The sequence below is a fragment of the Pseudomonas sp. JC1203 genome, from assembly GCF_056175065.1.
This window is the reverse complement of the sequence record NZ_JBWCAM010000006.1, coordinates 280,680-294,894: the sequence shown is the minus strand read 5'-3', so window position 1 is coordinate 294,894 and position 14,215 is coordinate 280,680. Positions and strand designations below refer to the sequence as shown.

Sequence of the window (14,215 nt, the reverse complement as noted above, 5' to 3'; positions counted from 1 at the left end):
TGGACCTGCATTGATCTTTCACTTGTAGCAGCTGCCACAGGCTGCGTCCTGTCGCCGCACCGTGTGGCGGCCGGACGCAGCCTGCGGCAGCTGCTACGAGTTGCCGGGGGCGAAAAAGCTCGCTGGCAAGCCAGCTCCCACAAGGTTTATCGCGCTATTGATATGCCTCAAGACCCGTCCTTGCGCGCCACGCAATAATGAATCTCGTCCGGAGCGGCTGTTTAGCTGGCCTCCCAGGGTTTATCATGGCGGACTGCCCATTCAAGGAGTTGTTGCATGACCCTTTCACTCACCGTCAAGCTTGCGGTGCTGATGCTGTTCGTCTGCAGCATCCTCTACGTGCACTTGCGCGGCAAGGCGCGCCTGCCGGTGTTGCGCCAGTTCGTCAACCACTCCGCCTTCTTCGCGCCGTACAACGCGCTGATGTACCTGTTCTCCGCCGTGCCGTCCAAGCCTTACCTGGACCGCAGCAAGTTCCCCGAGCTGGACCTTCTGAAGGACAACTGGGAAACCATCCGCGAAGAGGCCATGCACCTGTTCGACGAGGGCTACATTCGCGCCGCCGAGAAGAACAACGACGCCGGCTTCGGTTCGTTCTTCAAGAAAGGCTGGAAGCGTTTCTACCTCAAGTGGTACGACCAGCCGCTGCCATCGGCCGTGGCCCTGTGCCCGAAAACCGTCGAGCTGGTAAGCCGCATTCCCAACGTCAAGGGCGCGATGTTCGCGCTGCTGCCCGGCGGTAGCCACCTGAACCCGCACCGTGACCCGTTTGCAGGTTCGCTGCGCTACCACCTGGGCCTGTCGACGCCGAACTCCGATGCCTGCCGCATCTTCGTCGATGGCCAGGAATATGCCTGGCGTGACGGCGAGGACGTGATGTTCGACGAGACCTACGTGCACTGGGTCAAGAACGAGACCGACTTCACCCGCGTCATTCTGTTCTGCGACGTCGAGCGCCCGCTCAGCAGCCGCCTGATGAGCCGCGTCAACCGCAGCGTCAGCGCCTTCCTGGGCCGTGCCACCGCACCGCAGAACGTCGATGAAGAACGCGTGGGCGGCATCAACCAGGCCTACGCCTGGAGCAAGCGCTTCAGCGACGGCATCGCCGGCAAGGTGAAGAAATTCAAGCGCGCCAACCCCAAGGCCTACCGCGTGCTGCGGCCAGTGCTGGCGGTAGTGGTGCTGACTGCTTTGGGCTACTGGCTGTTCGGCTAAGCCCTGCGCCCCGGCCGTTCGGCCGGGGCTTGCTGCCTTATTGGCCCAGCACGGCGGCGCCGGCGCGGGCGATTTGCGCGTCAAACTCCGACTTCACCCCTGAAACACCAATGGCGCCGATCACCTGGCCGTCGTGGACAATCGGCACCGCGCCTTCCAGGCAGGTCATGATGTCTACCGACAGGAACGAGTTGCGGCCGTTGTTCACCAGCTCTTCGTAATACTTCGAATCACGGCCGCTGATGGCCGAGGTGCGGGCCTTCTCGGGGGCCAGGTAGGCGGTGCTGGAGGCGGCGCCGTCCAGGCGTTCCAGGGCCAGCAGGTGGCCGCCGTCATCGACGATGGCGATGGTCACGGCCCAGTGGTTCTGCAGCGCTTCAGCACGGGCGGCCGCCATGATACGCGTGGTTTCGGTGTGGCCCAGTACGGCTTTGGTACGCATCGATCAGTCCTTTTATTGGGTGGGGCAACTGCCGTTATCTTCACATGCGGCGGGATGCTTTGTCCCATGAATGGCGACTTATCAGAATGGCGCCCATGGCCTAGGCTAGAGCCATTGCCTTCAAGGATTACGTTGATGACTTCTCGCACCTTCGGTGACCTGCAACAAGACCCGGTTTCGCACCTCCATTACCGCACCAGCCCTGCCAATGGCCCGGTGCGCGGGCGCCTGTTGCTGCTGCACGGGGTGGGTAGCAACGAGCGCGGCATGGTGGCGTTGGGCGAGCACCTGCCCGGCGACCTTGAAGTGCTGGCGGTACAGGCGCCGCTGGCCATCGGCCCGCAGCAGTTTGCCTGGTTCAACGTGCAGTTTGGCGAGCAGGGCCCGGTGATCAACGCCGAGCAGGCCGAGGCCAGCCGTCGCCAGTTGCTGGCGCTGGTGCAGGCACTGCCGCCGTTGCCCACCGTGGTCGCAGGTTTCAGCCAGGGCGGCATCATGAGCGCCAGCTGCGGGCTCACCGCACCGGCACTGCTCAAGGGCTTCGGCCTGCTCAGTGGCCGCATCCTGCCGGAGATCGCCCAACAGGTGGCGGGCCCGCTGGAGCTGTCGGCGCTGAAAGCGTTCGTCGCCCATGGCATTCACGACAACAAGCTGCCAGTGACCTGGGCCGAGCGCGCCGACCAGCTCCTCAACGAACTGGGGGTGCGCCACGAGCTGAAGCTGTACCCCATCGGCCATGAGCTGAGCGGTGCGGTGGTGGCGGATTTCGTCGAGTGGTTGAACGCACTGATTCCGGCGTAAGCCGGAGGGGTGCTCGTAGCAGCTGCCGAAGGCTGCGTCCGCTGGCAACGCGATCCAACCCTTGCTATAGTCGGCCACCACTTGCAAACGAGCACCCCATGGCCACCTCCTGCTTCTCCACCGGCAAACCTCGCACAGCTCACGCTGTCGGCGTGCCGCGCGTGGATCAGCAACCGGCCATGCTCGGTCAATACCCCCCTCCTGTCGTTCAGACGCCCGTGTGTGCAGTCGTTGCACCCCCTGCTGGCGTTGTTTCTGCGGTCTGACCCGCACATCAAAACACTGAACCCGGCTATTTAGCCGCGCTGGCCTTGATTGGCCCGAATGACAGGTGCATACATGTTTGCCTTCTCGAAAGACTCCGTGGCCTCGGCGGCCACTGCGACCCTGTTCGTGCTGCTTTGGAGCAGCGCTGCCATCTTCTCCAAATGGGGGCTGGCCCACGCCTCGGCCTTTGCCTTCCTGCTGTGCCGCTTCGCAATCGCGCTGACGGCGCTGGTGCTGTTGATTCCCGTGCTCAAGCTGCGCTTGCCCACCACCGGCAAGGGCCTGGGGTACGCCTTTGCCACGGGGCTGGTACTGCTGGGCGCCTACCAGAGCTTCTACATCCTGGCCTTGAGCTCGAAGGTCACCCCAGGGGTGATGGCCACGGTCATGGGTGTGCAGCCGATCCTCACGGTGGTGCTGATGGAGCGCCGGTATTCGCTGAGTCGTCTGTTCGGCCTGGTGCTGGGCCTCGCGGGCCTGGTGCTGGTGGTGTTCCAGAGCATCAGCGTGGCCGGCATGCCCATGCTGGGCATGCTCTTCGCGGTGCTGGCGCTGCTGTGCATGACGCTGGGCTCGATGATGCAGAAGCGCATCACCCACGAGCCGTTGGGTACGCTGCCAGTGCAATACGCGGCGGGGATGTTACTGTGCGCGGTGTTCACGCCCAGCCAGCCGTTTCATGTTGAGCACAGCCTGTCGTTCTACGTGCCGGTGCTGTACATGGGGCTGGTGATCTCCGTGCTGGCCACCTTGCTGCTGTACCGCTTGATTGCCCGCGGCAACCTGGTGAACGTCACCAGCCTGTTCTACCTGGTGCCGGCGGTGACCGCGGTGATGGACTGGCTGATCTTCGGCAACCGCCTGGCGCTGTTGAGCGTGGCGGGCATGGGCTTGATTGTGCTGGGGCTGGTGTTCGTGTTCCGCAAAGCCTGAGGCCTCAGCCCTTGCGCTTGAGCGTCTCGCTGGGCAGTTCGTCGAACAGCGCCCGGTAGCTGCTGGAAAACCGGCCCAAATGCCAGAACGACCAGTGCATCGCCACCTCGGCCACCGTGGTGGCGCTGCCCTGGGCTTTAAGCAGTTCGCGGTGCGCGTTGTTCAGCCGCTTCAAACGCAGCCACTGCGCCGGCGCCATGCCGGTGTAGGCCTTGAACGCCTGTTGCAGCTGGCGCAGCGACACTTCGGCGACGCAGGCCAGCTCTACCAGGTTCAGGGTCTCATCCGGCACGTCGGCTGCCCATTCGAACACCCGCTTCATGATTCGCCGCTCGCCCGCGCGGCGCTGCAGCGCACTGCCGTCCAGGCCCACCGAAGCGTTGTCGAGGATGAACAGGCAGTCGTCCAGCAGCTGCGCGGTCAGTGCCTCGCGGTCCGGGGCGTGCTCGGCCTGGGCCAGGCGGGTGAGGGTGCTGCTCAGCCAGCGGGTGAACAGGGCGTTCTGGCCGCAACTCAGCGGCGCCATGAACAGCCCCGCCAGGCGCGCGCTGTCCAGGCCGTGGTCGCGGACGAACTGCGGACCGAACACCACGGCCACCTCGCGGTAGTTTTCCGGGGTGATCCAGATGTTGCGGCTTTCGCCGTTCAACAGGTACAGCGACTGCTCGCTCAGGTCGAAGCAGAACGCCAGCGAGCCCTGGGGCGCACTGAAATGCTGCTCTACGCGGGTGTTCATGCCTTCTTCGTAAATTTCCACGCCCTGCAGGTCGAGGTAGCGGATGCGGCCGCGGAAATGCCCGGGCGACATCTGCTGGTAATCCTGCACCCAGCCGGGGGTAACCTGGATCTGCTCGGCAAAGCTGCCGGTGTCGAAGGCCTGGACGTTAAGCGAAAAAGGCTCTTTCATGCGATGACCTTGGTGCACCATGATGGTGCATTTCGGCGTGCGTAAAATGGATAGATGGTTATAAGCCGCTTGCGCAAGATATAAGGGAACGCGCCCAAGGGGAAGAGACACCCCAAGCCTCATTTACATGAGGGAAAAAACATACAATACCGGCGCTCACATCATCCACGACGAGGTCTTTATGAATGCCCCCTTCGACCAACTGTCCAGTTGGCTGAAAGATCACAAGATTACCGAGGTTGAATGTGTGGTCAGCGACCTGACCGGCATCGCCCGCGGCAAGATAGCACCCACCAACAAATTCCTGCACGAGCGCGGCATGCGCCTGCCGGAGAGCGTGCTGTTGCAAACGGTAACCGGGGATTTTGTCGACGACGACATCTACTACGACCTGCTGGACCCGGCGGACATCGACATGATCTGCCGCCCGGACCCCTCGTCGATCTACGTCATCCCGTGGGCCATCGAGCCCACCGCCATCGTCATCCACGACACCTTCGACAAGCAGGGCAACCCGGTCGAGCTGTCGCCGCGCAACGTCTTGAAGAAAGTGCTCAAGCTGTACGCCGACAAGGGCTGGCAGCCTATCGTGGCGCCCGAGATGGAGTTCTACCTGACCCAGCGCTGCGAAGACCCGGACCTGCCCCTGCGCGCGCCGCTGGGCCGTTCGGGCCGCGCCGAAAGCGGCCGGCAGTCGTTCTCCATCGACGCCGCGAACGAATTCGACCCGCTGTTCGAAGACGTCTACGACTGGTGTGAAGCCCAGGGCCTGGACCTGGACACGCTGATCCACGAAGACGGCCCGGCGCAGATGGAAATCAACTTCCGCCACGGCGACGCCCTGGACCTGGCCGACCAGATCACCATCTTCAAGCGCACCATGCGCGAGGCGGCGCTCAAGCACAACGTCACCGCCACCTTCATGGCCAAGCCTGTGGGCGACGAGCCCGGCAGCGCCATGCACCTGCACCAGAGCGTGATCGACATCGCTACCGGCAAGCCTATCTTCGTCAATGAAGACGGCAGCAAGAGCCAGCTGTTCCTCAACCACATTGGCGGCCTGCAGAAGTACATTCCCAAGCTGCTGCCGATGTTCGCACCCAACGTCAACTCGTTCCGCCGCTTCCTGCCGGACACCTCGGCACCGGTGAACGTGGAGTGGGGCGAAGAGAACCGTACCGTGGGCCTGCGCGTGCCGGATGCCAGCCCCGAAGCCATGCGCGTGGAAAACCGCCTGCCGGGCGCTGACGCCAACCCATACCTGGCCATCGCCGCCAGCCTGCTGTGCGGCTACCTGGGCATGGTCGAAAACATCGAGCCGAGCGCACCGGTGGAAGGCCGCGCCTACGAGCGCCGCAACCTGCGCCTGCCGATCACCATCGAGGACGCATTGGCCCACATGGAAGAGTGTGACACCGTGATCAAGTACCTGGGCGAAAAGTTCGTCCGTGGCTACGTGGCGGTGAAGCGCGCCGAGCATGAGAACTTCAAGCGGGTGATCAGCTCCTGGGAGCGTGAATTCCTGCTGTTGAGCGTGTAAGCAAAAAAACCATTAGAAAAGTACCAACGGAGTGAGTCGAATGCGTTTACTGAAATCCATGTTACCCGCGGCGCTGGCGCTGCTGTGCGCCACCGGCGCCCATGCCGAAGGCTCTGTCAGCGTCTACAACTGGACCGACTACATTGGTGAAACGACGCTTGCGGACTTTACCGCCAAGACCGGCATCAAGGTGGTGTACGACGTATTCGACTCCAACGAAACCCTGGAGGGCAAGTTGCTGGCCGGCCACACCGGCTACGACGTGGTGGTGCCTTCCAACCATTTCCTGGGGCGCCAAGTGAAGGCCGGGGCGTTCCTGAAACTGGACCGCTCGCAGCTGCCGAACTGGAAAAACCTGGACCCCAAACTGATGGCCCTGCTGGAAAAGAACGACCCGGGCAACGAGCACTCGGTGCCGTACCTGTGGGGTACCAACGGCATCGGCTACAACGTGGATAAAGTGAAGCAGGTGCTGGGCGTCGACCACATCGACTCCTGGGCCGTGCTGTTCGAACCCGAGAACATGAAGAAACTGTCCAAGTGCGGCGTGTCGATGATGGACTCGGCCGATGAACTGTTCCCGGCAGTGCTCAACTACATGGGCATGGACCCGCGCAGCAACGATCCCAAGGACTACGCCAAGGCCAAGGCCAAGCTCAAGGCCGTGCGCCCGTACGTGACGTACTTCCATTCGTCCAAGTACGTCTCGGACCTCGCCAACGGCAACATCTGCGTGGCCTTCGGCTACTCGGGTGACGTATTCCAGGCCGCCAACCGTGCCAAGGAAGCCAAGAACGGCATCAACATTGCCTACGCCATTCCCAAGGAAGGCGCCAACCTGTGGTTTGACCTGCTGGCCATTCCCGCCGACGCGGCCGACGTGAAAGAGGCCCACGCCTTTATCAACAACCTGCTCGACCCGCAGGTCATCGCCAAGGTCAGCGCCACCGTTGGCTATGCCAACCCCAACCCTGCGTCCAACCAGTACATGGACAAGGACCTGCTGACCAACCCCGAGGTTTACCCGTCGCAGGAAGTGCTCGACAAGCTCTACATTTCCACCGCCCCGACGCCGGCCATCATGCGCTTGATGACCCGCGACTGGACCGACATCAAGTCAAACCGCTGACAGCGAGAAGTGTGATGGTGATGCATTCAGAACATGCCCGGTCCTATTACGCCGCCACCGCCGGCCAGATGCCTGATTACCCCTGCCTGGGGGAGGACCTGGTTGCCGATGTGTGCGTGATAGGCGGCGGCTTCACCGGTGTCAACACGGCCCTTGAACTGGCCGCGCGTGGCTTGTCGGTGGTGCTGCTGGAAGGGCGGCGAATCGGCTGGGGCGCCAGTGGTCGCAACGGCGGGCAACTGATCCGTGGCATTGGCCACGCGGTGGACGGCTTCGCCCGCTACGTGGGCAACGACGGCGTGCGCTACCTGCAACAGGCCGGCATCGACTCGGTGGCGGTGGTGCGCGAGCGCATCGAGGCCAACGGCATCGATTGCGACCTGCGCTGGGGCTTCTGCGAACTGGCCAATACGCCAGCGCAGTTCGCGGCGTTCGCCGAGGAACAGCGCTGGTTGCAGGATTTCGGCTATACCCATGCAACCCGTATCGTCGGGCCAGGGCAGATGAGCGAAGTAGTGGCCAGCGACCAGTACGCCGGCGGCTTCATCGACATGGGCTCGGGGCACCTGCACCCGCTGCGCCTGGTGCTGGCCGAAGCGCGGCTGGCCCAGGCGCACGGCGTGCGCATCTTCGAGAACAGCCCGGCGCTGGAAATCATCCACGGCAGCACCGTGCAGGTGCGCTGCGCTGGCGGCACGGTGCGCGCCGGCCACCTGGTGCTGGGTTGCAACGCCCACCTGGATGACCTGGAGCCACGCCTGAGCGGCAAGGTGCTGCCGGCCGGCAGCTACATCATCACCACCGAACCGTTGAGCCGCGAGGTTGCGCAAAGCCTGATCCCCCAGGACCTGGCCCTGTGCGACCAGAAAGTGGGGCTCGATTACTACCGCCTCACGGCCGACCGCCGCCTGCTGTTCGGCGGCGCCTGCCACTATTCGGGCAAGGACCCAGCGGACATCGGCGCCTACATGCGTCCGAAGATGCTCAAGGTGTTCCCGCAATTGGCCAACGTGAAACTGGACTACCAGTGGGGCGGCATGATCGGCATCACTGCCAACCGCTTCCCCCAGGTAGGCCGGCTCAGCCAGCACCCCAACGTGTATTACGCCCAGGGCTACAGCGGGCATGGGGTGAACGTCACCCACTGGACGGCGAAACTGCTGGCCGAGGCCATCCATGCCGGCCACAGCCACGGCTTCGACGTGTTCAGCAAGGTGCCGCACATGACCTTCCCGGGCGGCAAGGCCCTGCGCTCGCCGCTGCTGGCGCTGGGCATGGCGTGGTACCGCCTTAAGGAAATGCTGGGCTGACACCCATCCTCCCGTAGCAGCGGCCGCAGGCCGCGTCCAGAACCCGGCGCTGCGCCCGCCGGCCGGGTCCAGACGCACCGCGTTATCCCTTATGGGGGGCGGCGTTGCGGGACGCGGCCTGCGGCCGCTGCTACAGGGGTTTTGTGGGTTTCAGGACCAGGTACAGCGCCAATCCAATCAGCAACCCGCCATACAGGTGCGCCCACGACAGCGGCTCACCCAGCAGCAACGCCCCCCACAACACGCCGAACGCCGGGATCATGAAGGTCACGGTGCTGGACTTCACCGGCCCGATATCGGTGAGCAAACGGAAGTACAGGATGTAGGCAAACGCCGTGCACACCAGGCCCAGGCCCAGCAGCGAGCCCCACACCTGCCAACCGCCCCAATTGGCTGGCGGCGCAATGACCACGCTGGCGGCGAACAGTGGCGTCAGCAGCAACGTGGCGCCCAGCATACTGCCCAGGGCTGACAGGCGCGGGTCGAGGCCGCCTTGCTGGTCCAGCCAGCGGCGCGCCAGGAAGCCGGCAAAACCGTAGCAGGTGGTGGCCAGCAGGCACGACACCGCGCCCAGCGCCAGTTGCAGGTCGAAGGCCACGGGGCCGGCGCGGGTGAGGATGCCCACGCCGAACAGCCCGGCAAACACCCCCAGCAGCTTCATGGGCGTGAGGCGCTCATGAAAGAACAGGCCGCCGATCAGCACGCCCATCAGCGGCGTGGTGGCGTTGAAAATCGCCGAATAGCCCGCCGGCAGCACCTGGGCGGCCACCGAATACAGGGTGGCGGGCATGCCGGAGTTGATCATGCCCAGCAGCAGGCAGGTCTTGAGCTTGCCCTGGAAATCCCACTTCACGCGCATCAGGCCCAGTATCACCAGCAGGCCGGTGGCGGCGATGGCCACGCGGAAAAAGGCGGTGGGGAACGCACCCAGCACCGGGGCGATGACGCGCATGAACAGGAAACTGGCACCCCAGACGGCGGCAAGCAGCAACATGTTCATGAGGGAGGCAGGTTTCAAGGGGATCTCCCGATCCGGTGGGCAGGGCGGCAAGTCTCCTAGAGCGCCCGGCCCTTGGCAACCCTGTGACGCGGCCTGGCGGCCGCTGCTACGCTTGGGGTTCGCCCCCTTCGCAGAGGCTTCATCCATGGCGCAACAATTGCCGGCCGCCGACATCGCCCGCACCATCCTCGACGGCTTCGACGACTACCGCGAACATTTTCGCCTGATCACCGACGGCGCCCGCGCACGTTTCGAGCAGGCCCACTGGCAGGACATCCAGCAGGCCTCCGCCGCGCGCATCAACCTGTACGAGGAAAAGGTGGCGCAAACCGTGGCCAACCTGCGCGAAGGCTTCGAGGCTGCGGTGTTGATGGATGTCAGCCTGTGGCCCTTGGTGAAAAGTGCCTATATCAGCCTGATTGACCTGCGTTTCGACGATGAGCTGGCCGAGACCTGGTACAACTCGATCTTCTGCGGCCTGTTCAGCCATGACCTGATCACCGATGGCTGCATGTTCATCCACACCACCCGCCCCAGCCTGCGCGGCGAGCGCGCGCCGCAGACGCGCACCTACAAGCCCTGCGGCCAGCTGGGCAGTATGCTGGCGCAGGTGTTCCGCGACTACCGCTTCGAGGTGCCGTATGCCGACCTTGAAGGCGATATGCGCCGGCTGGAAGGCCATTTGCGCGAGCACCTGCCCGATTGGGTGTGCAAGGACAACGAGCTGTGCCTGGAGCTTTTCTCCTCGGTGCTGTACCGCAACAAGGGCGCCTACCTGGTGGGGCGGCTGTATACCCGCGATGAGCAGTGGCCGGTGGCGATTCCTTTCCTGCACCGCGAAGGGCAGGGCGTTCGCGTGGATGCGTTGATCACCGACGAGGCCGAGGTGTCGATCATCTTCTCTTTCACCCGCTCGTATTTCATGGTGGACGTGCCGGTGCCGGCCGAGTTCGTCGGCTTTCTGAAGCGTATCCTGCCGGGCAAGCACATTGCCGAGCTGTATACCTCCATCGGTTTCTACAAGCACGGCAAGTCGGAGTTCTACCGCGCGTTGATCCGCCACCTGGCCAAGACCGACGACCGCTTCATAATGGCGCCCGGGGTGCGCGGCATGGTCATGTCGGTGTTTACCCTGCCGGGCTTCAACACCGTGTTCAAGATCATCAAGGACCGCTTCTCGCCGTCGAAGAACGTCGACCGCAACACGGTCATCGAGAAATACCGCCTGGTGAAGAGTGTCGACCGCGTGGGGCGCATGGCCGATACCCAGGAGTTCGCCGATTTTCGCTTTCCCCAGAGCAAATTCGACCCTGAATGCCTGGCTGAACTGCTGGAAGTAGCGCCCTCCACCGTGCAGTTGGAAGGCGACACGGTGTTGATCCGCCACTGCTGGACCGAGCGGCGCATGACGCCGCTGAACCTGTACCTGGAAAGCGCCAACGAACCCCAGGTGCGCGAGGCGCTGGAGGATTACGGCCTGGCCATCAAGCAACTGGCGGCGGCGAACATCTTTCCTGGCGACATGCTGTTGAAGAACTTCGGCGTCACCCGCCACGGGCGGGTGGTGTTCTACGACTATGACGAAATCAGCTACCTCACCGAGGTGAATTTCCGCTACATCCCGCCATCACGCTTTCCCGAGGACGAAATGTCGTCGGAGCCCTGGTATTCGATTGGGCCCCACGACGTGTTCCCGGAGGAGTTTCCGCCGTTCCTGTTCGCCGATGCCGGCCAGCGCAAGCTATTCAGCCAGTTGCACGGTGAGCTGTACGACGCCGATTACTGGAAGGGCCTGCAGGGCGCGATCATGGATGGCAAGGTGATTGACGTGTTCCCCTACCGCCGCCAGCAGCGTGACAACGAATAGCCGTTAGAACAACGAGCGCTGGGCCTGCAGCACCAACGTGCCGGCGCACCAGCTGTTCTGGCCCGAGTAGGCCTCGCAGCTGGCGCCGCCCAGGCTGGAGTCGCTGTAGATCAGGTTCAGGTCCACGCCCATGAATGCGCGCGACAGCTGCACTGACCAATCGCTGAAACCGCGCACTTCGCTGCCGTCGCCGATGGTGTAGGGCGTGTCGAGTTGATGGTCGCCTACTTTCACGCGCACGCCGAAATCCAGCAGCGGCACGCGGCCGAAGTCGGCGAACAGGGTGCTGTCGTGGCGGCCGGGGTCATCGCTGAAGGCAGCGCCGAAACGGGTGCTGAGCACGGTCAGGCCGGCATACACCTCGTGGCTGTCGTTGGTGGCAAGGTCGGGGAAGGTGTAGTGAATGACACCCACCTCGTAGCCCAGGCTCTGGGTGAGCGAACTCTTGAAGCCGGTGTAGGTGTCTATTTCCATGCTGGTGGTCGCGCTGAGGCCCATGCTGGGTGACCACTGGCCGACGTACCAGCCGCTGTCGCTGCTCAGGTCCAGGCCGCCGTGCACGGTGTCGGAGGTGGCTGGTTTCACCAGGCCCTGGGCCATGCTGCGCGCCGGGTTGGTGCCGATCTGCAGGTTATAGTCGCCCAGGTCACGCTGCAGCTGGATAGGCTGCGCGCTGGCGTAATGGGGCGCCAACAGTGTGGCTGCAAGAAGCAGGCTGGGCTTGAGCATCATGCTCCTCCCGGGCTGGAAGGCTTGATCTAGAGGGGGCAAGCATACCGGGCAACGAAGGCGGAAAGCTGCCGTTCGTCAGGTTTTTGTGCGCCGGTTGGCAGAAAGGCTACGCGGGGAGGGTGAAGCGGAGGCGGTGGGCAATCATGCCCACGAGCCTCAGGGGAGTTACTTCTTGCCCAGGCTGATGTGGCGCGACGGTGTGAAAGTCTGGCCGCTGACGCCCTTGGCGATCTGCTGGATCTCACCACCGGATTTGAGGAAGGCGGCGATCTGGTCGTTGATCGATTCGCTGGTTTCCACGGCCGGAGCGGGCTTGGCTTTGCTGTTGGAGGCTTTAACACGCATGGCTGCCATTCACCTGTGCAATATTCAATACGGCCGGTGATTATACCGCAAAGGCCCTTTAATTGCTGGGCTAATATTGGCCGGAAAAGTGCTGGATAATAATTTGTCAATCGTGCGTTTAATTTTAATTTGTATGCCCTAAGCGTTTGTTTTAAATGAAAAGTTTGCGCCGCAAATGGCGGTCCGTGGCTGCCCTTGCCGGGCGTGGCGACCAGTGGCCTGACGAACGGGGCGCCAAGCCCTTGAAAATCAAGGGGTGGCGCAGCGGGGCAGCGGCAGCCGGGGAAGTGGGGTAGAATGCGCCCACGTAACGAGGGTTTTTTGAAATGGCTTTAGTCGGGCGCTACAACAGTTTGCAAGTGGTTAAACATACGGACTTCGGTTTATATCTGGACGGTGGCGCCGACGGCGAAATACTGCTGCCCAACCGTTATATTCCCAAGGACATTCCCAGCGAAGATGAAGACTGGTTGAATGTGTTCGTGTACCTGGACAGCGAAGACAAGTTGCTGGCCACCACGGAAAAGCCAAAAGTTCAGGTGGGCGAGTTCGCCAGCCTGAAAGTCGTCGAAATCAACAGCATCGGCGTGTTCCTGGACTGGGGCCTGCCCAAGGACCTGCTGCTGCCGTATTCCGAAGAGAAGCGCGAGCTCAAGCAGGGCGACTACTGCGTGGTGCACGTCTACCTGGACAAGCGCACCAAGCGTATTACCGCCACCGCGCGCCTGGACCGCTACCTGGACAAGCTGCCGGCCAACTACAGCGTTGGCCAGGAAGTTGACCTGCTGGTGGCCGAAGAAACCGACATGGGTTTCAAGGCCATCATCAACAACAAGCACTGGGGCCTGATTCACAAGAACGAAGTGTTCAAGTTCCTGCGTTCGGGCAAACAGGAAAAAGGCTTCATCAAGGAACTGCGCAGCGATGGCAAGATTGCCCTCAGCCTGCAGCCCATCGGTGAGCAACTGACCAGCAGCCTGCACAACCAGATCCTTGGCAAGTTGCGTGATAACAACGGCGTGCTGCCGGTCAGCGACAAGAGCGACCCGGCCGTCATCAGCGGCCTGTTCGGCGTGAGCAAGGGTAACTTCAAGAAGGCCATCGGCGCCCTCTACAAGGAAGGCAAGCTGGTGATTCATGCCGACCGCATCGAATTGACCTGAACCCCTTGAGCTAGACACCCGGCGTGAACTTTTCGCGCCGGGCTTGGGCCTACACTGTACGAACCCCTTTCGAGGCAGTGTACCGATGAAAAAAGCCCTGATCGCCTATGTCAGCACCCTCCTGGTCATTCTTGTACTCGACGCCCTCTGGCTGGGCGTGTTCATGAGCCCCACCTACAAACAGATGCTCGGCTCGCTGATGCGCGAGAAGCCCTTGCTCGGGCCGGCGGCAGCGTTCTACCTGCTGTATGCGCTGGGCGTATTGGTGTTTGCGGTGTGGCCGGGGATGAATGCGGGCAGCGTCTGGCGCGGCCTGGGGCTGGGGGCGATGCTGGGGTTGATTGCCTACGGCACCTACGACCTCACCAACTGGGCAACCCTGGTGGGCTGGCCGCCATTGCTGGTGTTCATCGATATCTTCTGGGGCATCGTGGTGTCGGCACTGGCGGCGGCCGTTGGGGTGTGGGCAACCAGCAGGTGGGCGTGAAGCTGGACGCGGGGGGGGGGGGGGGGGGCCGGGCAAATTCCAGGGCGCAGCGCCCCCCGGGGCGGCGCATCGGAAGA

General features: G+C 63.0%; 15 protein-coding genes. 10 read left to right on the top strand and 5 right to left on the bottom strand.

Annotated features, from left to right (window positions below):
• Both AC0SZ7_RS12160 and AC0SZ7_RS12155 read left to right on the top strand, forming a co-directional pair.
• The coding region (locus tag AC0SZ7_RS12160; RefSeq protein ID WP_475504618.1) for a hypothetical protein at positions 1-198 on the top strand (198 nt) is incomplete at its 5' end.
• A 78-nt stretch (positions 199-276) separates the two neighbouring features.
• The gene (locus AC0SZ7_RS12155) at positions 277-1,215 is read left to right on the top strand and encodes an aspartyl/asparaginyl beta-hydroxylase domain-containing protein (protein ID WP_475504617.1); all 939 of its coding nucleotides are present in this window, start codon (positions 277-279) and stop codon (positions 1,213-1,215) included.
• Between the two features lie 37 nt (positions 1,216-1,252).
• On the opposite strand, the gene AC0SZ7_RS12150 is transcribed toward AC0SZ7_RS12155, so the two are convergent.
• Positions 1,253-1,657: a GlcG/HbpS family heme-binding protein gene (locus tag AC0SZ7_RS12150; protein WP_475504616.1), complete on the bottom strand. Its 405-nt coding sequence runs from the start codon at positions 1,655-1,657 to the stop codon at positions 1,253-1,255.
• Positions 1,658-1,792: 135 nt separating this feature from the next.
• Here AC0SZ7_RS12150 and AC0SZ7_RS12145 point away from each other — a divergent pair, with 135 nt between their 5' ends.
• Both AC0SZ7_RS12145 and AC0SZ7_RS12140 read left to right on the top strand, forming a co-directional pair.
• A complete protein-coding gene (locus AC0SZ7_RS12145) occupies positions 1,793-2,458 on the top strand; it encodes an alpha/beta hydrolase (RefSeq protein ID WP_475504615.1) in 666 nt (221 codons plus the stop codon).
• Positions 2,459-2,797: 339 nt separating this feature from the next.
• The gene (locus AC0SZ7_RS12140) at positions 2,798-3,658 is read left to right on the top strand and encodes a DMT family transporter (RefSeq protein WP_475504614.1); all 861 of its coding nucleotides are present in this window, start codon (positions 2,798-2,800) and stop codon (positions 3,656-3,658) included.
• 4 nt (positions 3,659-3,662) lie between these two features.
• Here the strand turns inward: AC0SZ7_RS12140 and AC0SZ7_RS12135 are convergent, their stop codons facing one another.
• Positions 3,663-4,565: a helix-turn-helix domain-containing protein gene (locus AC0SZ7_RS12135; RefSeq protein WP_475504613.1), complete on the bottom strand. Its 903-nt coding sequence runs from the start codon at positions 4,563-4,565 to the stop codon at positions 3,663-3,665.
• A gap of 181 nt (positions 4,566-4,746) precedes the next feature.
• Here AC0SZ7_RS12135 and AC0SZ7_RS12130 point away from each other — a divergent pair, with 181 nt between their 5' ends.
• From AC0SZ7_RS12130 to AC0SZ7_RS12120, 3 genes are read left to right on the top strand one after another with little or no spacing between them, the layout of a single operon-like run.
• Positions 4,747-6,105: a glutamine synthetase family protein gene (locus tag AC0SZ7_RS12130; protein ID WP_475504612.1), complete on the top strand. Its 1,359-nt coding sequence runs from the start codon at positions 4,747-4,749 to the stop codon at positions 6,103-6,105.
• A gap of 40 nt (positions 6,106-6,145) precedes the next feature.
• On the top strand, positions 6,146-7,234 hold the full coding sequence (locus tag AC0SZ7_RS12125; RefSeq protein WP_475504611.1) for a polyamine ABC transporter substrate-binding protein: 1,089 nt from the start codon (positions 6,146-6,148) through the stop codon (positions 7,232-7,234).
• A 20-nt stretch (positions 7,235-7,254) separates the two neighbouring features.
• On the top strand, positions 7,255-8,544 hold the full coding sequence (locus AC0SZ7_RS12120) for an NAD(P)/FAD-dependent oxidoreductase (protein WP_475504610.1): 1,290 nt from the start codon (positions 7,255-7,257) through the stop codon (positions 8,542-8,544).
• A gap of 130 nt (positions 8,545-8,674) precedes the next feature.
• Here the strand turns inward: AC0SZ7_RS12120 and AC0SZ7_RS12115 are convergent, their stop codons facing one another.
• Entirely contained in the window at positions 8,675-9,544 is an 870-nt protein-coding gene (locus AC0SZ7_RS12115; RefSeq protein ID WP_475504630.1) for a DMT family transporter, read from the bottom strand.
• Positions 9,545-9,689: 145 nt separating this feature from the next.
• Here AC0SZ7_RS12115 and aceK point away from each other — a divergent pair, with 145 nt between their 5' ends.
• A complete protein-coding gene (aceK, locus tag AC0SZ7_RS12110) occupies positions 9,690-11,411 on the top strand; it encodes a bifunctional isocitrate dehydrogenase kinase/phosphatase (protein WP_475504609.1) in 1,722 nt (573 codons plus the stop codon).
• Positions 11,412-11,414: 3 nt separating this feature from the next.
• Here aceK and AC0SZ7_RS12105 read toward each other — a convergent pair whose 3' ends face one another.
• Positions 11,415-12,140 carry a TorF family putative porin gene (locus AC0SZ7_RS12105; RefSeq protein ID WP_475504608.1) on the bottom strand — a complete coding sequence of 242 codons (726 nt, stop codon included), beginning with the start codon at positions 12,138-12,140 and terminating at the stop codon, positions 11,415-11,417.
• A 168-nt stretch (positions 12,141-12,308) separates the two neighbouring features.
• Positions 12,309-12,497: a hypothetical protein gene (locus tag AC0SZ7_RS12100; RefSeq protein WP_027977102.1), complete on the bottom strand. Its 189-nt coding sequence runs from the start codon at positions 12,495-12,497 to the stop codon at positions 12,309-12,311.
• A gap of 317 nt (positions 12,498-12,814) precedes the next feature.
• Here AC0SZ7_RS12100 and AC0SZ7_RS12095 point away from each other — a divergent pair, with 317 nt between their 5' ends.
• Positions 12,815-13,651: a CvfB family protein gene (locus AC0SZ7_RS12095; protein WP_475504607.1), complete on the top strand. Its 837-nt coding sequence runs from the start codon at positions 12,815-12,817 to the stop codon at positions 13,649-13,651.
• Positions 13,652-13,736: 85 nt separating this feature from the next.
• On the top strand, positions 13,737-14,138 hold the full coding sequence (locus AC0SZ7_RS12090; RefSeq protein ID WP_475504606.1) for a DUF2177 family protein: 402 nt from the start codon (positions 13,737-13,739) through the stop codon (positions 14,136-14,138).
• Positions 14,139-14,215 lie beyond the last annotated feature (77 nt).